At 34.3% G+C, this 2558-nt stretch carries 3 protein-coding genes; 1 reads left to right on the forward strand and 2 read right to left on the reverse strand.

Features of this window, described 5'->3' with window-relative positions; genetic code table 11:
• Positions 1-169 precede the first annotated feature (169 nt).
• Positions 170-466 (reverse strand): hypothetical protein, encoded by a 297-nt coding sequence (locus AC2A1E_RS23950; RefSeq protein WP_484385834.1) that lies wholly within the window; start codon positions 464-466, stop codon positions 170-172.
• A gap of 240 nt (positions 467-706) precedes the next feature.
• Between AC2A1E_RS23950 and AC2A1E_RS23955 the strand changes: the two genes are divergently transcribed.
• Positions 707-1882: a hypothetical protein gene (locus AC2A1E_RS23955; RefSeq protein WP_484385835.1), complete on the forward strand. Its 1176-nt coding sequence runs from the start codon at positions 707-709 to the stop codon at positions 1880-1882.
• A 472-nt stretch (positions 1883-2354) separates the two neighbouring features.
• Here the strand turns inward: AC2A1E_RS23955 and AC2A1E_RS23960 are convergent.
• On the reverse strand, positions 2355-2558 hold a 204-nt coding region (locus AC2A1E_RS23960), incomplete at its 5' end, for an IS1 family transposase (RefSeq protein ID WP_484385836.1).

Here is a 2558-nt window from a genome sequence, read left to right on the forward strand (position 1 = left end):
CGATTCAGATTGGCATTGGTATTCCTGTGATAAACGTTTTGCTTTCACATTACAGGGATGCTTTTGTTGAAATATTCAATTTACGTTATGAGAAAAATATTGAATGCTTGATTAAGCATTGGCAGTCAAAATTACTGCTAATAACTCAGGATATTTGGTCGGTTTTTTATTAATTTAAAAATCGACCATTTTTTAACACGATCTTCAAAAAAGGATGCTGCCAATCACCAGCCTTGATCAAACGGTAAGATACAAACCCATCGTGCTCTAACGCGCATATTAGCCCCGGATGAGTGCGGACAAACTCGTAGACCGCCCGGCTTTCCAACCCTTGCAGCATATGAGCCAGCAGCTTGCGGCGCATTACATCACGCCTCCAACGCTTGCCCGTTGCCACGCATTTGTAAGTGCAGTTGAAGGTCTGGCCCACTGCATTTGTAACACAACGCCCATAGCGGTTCGTCACGCCTGTTGCCTCGTAGTGATCGAGTAACCCAGCCAGTGTATCTAGGTGCTCGCGTCAATCGACCGTCAGATACGGTAACTCTGTGAGTTTTGTACTGAGGAGTGTTCTAACCCAGATAGCAGGCAAAATCTACTCATAGAACTGCTATCTAATATAGATTGTGTAGAGCAAATGAATAGGGTTACAATGATCAGATTAGTTTAATAGTTGTTTGTTATGTAAAGTAGAGACTAATTTATCGTGGATAAGTCGTATGAGCTAGGTAAAAGATTTGAACGCTTATTATACTCTAGCATACTAGTGATAATTGCATGCTGGACAGCTTACTCCTTACTTAAAAACCTACGAGGCTATGAATCATTAGAGCTACTAAATGGATATAAAGCTTTTTTATCAGAAATAAAAAGAAACGAGTCCGTTATAAATGAGCTAGATGAAACCCTCTCAAGAGTAATTAAATTTAAAGAAATAAAGAAAACAGAAAACTTAGTTATCAAAGCCAATGAAAACACCGAAGAAAACAAGCAGAGGAAAAAACTAGGATTACCAGAAATACCACAAAAAAAGAATGATGAGCTAGTGGATAAAATCTTTGGTATATATAAATCTGAGATAAATGAAAAAAGAAAATATCTTGGTATGAAGGAGGTAAATTCAATTGAAGATGCTGAGCCCTATCTAAAGGAAGTTCTTAAAAATATACTATATAAAACACAGATAGATATATTTACAAGAAATAAAATCCAGACAGAAATCATTTCAGAGAAAGATGATATTAGCCTGAAGGTAATTATAAATCAGATTAATGAAAGGATTTTAGAAATAAACAAGAATAAAATAGAAATAGCTGACATAGAAACACCAATAAGTATCCCCATTACATTAGGAGATATTAAATCTCAGGTGCCAATAATTAACTTTGCCAATGCAGTTATTTATATTATGCCACTATTTATGGTTGTATGGATTGGCTCTATATGTATGACTCGAAATTTTGAAATAAATTCTTTAAATAAAGAAAACGATGTAACCTCAGCATATCCTCACATATTAAATATATTTTTAATCATACGTGAAAATAACCTATCAGATAAAGAAAAACAGAATCTCATCTTAGCTCAACTCGGAGACAGCAAAAAAATAGCAGACATCAAGTCTACGTCAAGACTCATGTCAGGGGTGAGGATAATATTATTTACTATATTTTCATTATCAATGTGTACACCTCTTTACTATGGAATAGCGTATTATATGGAGGGCTCGATATCTTCAGTAAGCTTTGCTATAACACTATTATCATTTTTTTGTGCGATTATAAATGCAATTCAAATCATCATATTTGTATGTAATGAATGGAAATTCAGTCGGAGTTTTTATGTTATCAAAAATGGCAAAACCGAAACTTACAATTTGTAGCTTATTTCTCTCTTTGTTAATATACAGCGAAAATACACTTTCGGAGACGGTTTCAGTTAGAACTTACGCTAATCTGAATTGTTCAAAATGGTTATCATTAAAAAGTAATGATCCAATACAAACTAAAGTGTTTTCCTTATGGGTAGCTGGCTTCATGACAGCATACAACCTATCAGAAACAGAAAAACAATATAAAAACATATCAACTACGGTTGCACTCGAGTATATTGACACTTACTGTTCAAAAGAACAGAATAAAGATAAAGACTTTGTTAATGCTATGGAGTCTCTACATAAAAAATTACTGACTAAATGATTTTTTGAAGAAGATTTTCATATTTTCCGATCAAAAAAATCACATCTTTTTATGTGCCAATGGGTAAATTAATTGTACGAAAATACAAATAAATTTAGAAAATATTGTCTACCTAATTTATAAAAATACTATAGATAAAGCGGTCGTGACGCAGATTTATTGATAATGATGAATAGTAAAATACCAACCGATAATCTTATCGTGCATTTCCTCTGACTTCGAAAAGCAAATTGTTCTGCGGGTCAGTCGCTTGATATGTGTGCGAATATTAAGATTATGCCGTTCTATCCTTTGGGTATATGTCTTGCTCACCACGTGGCTGGTTGCGCTCAACAGAACCTTATAAACCGGCCAGGCATC

The sequence above is a fragment of the Serratia sp. HNCC26DJ206 genome (assembly GCF_057180605.1).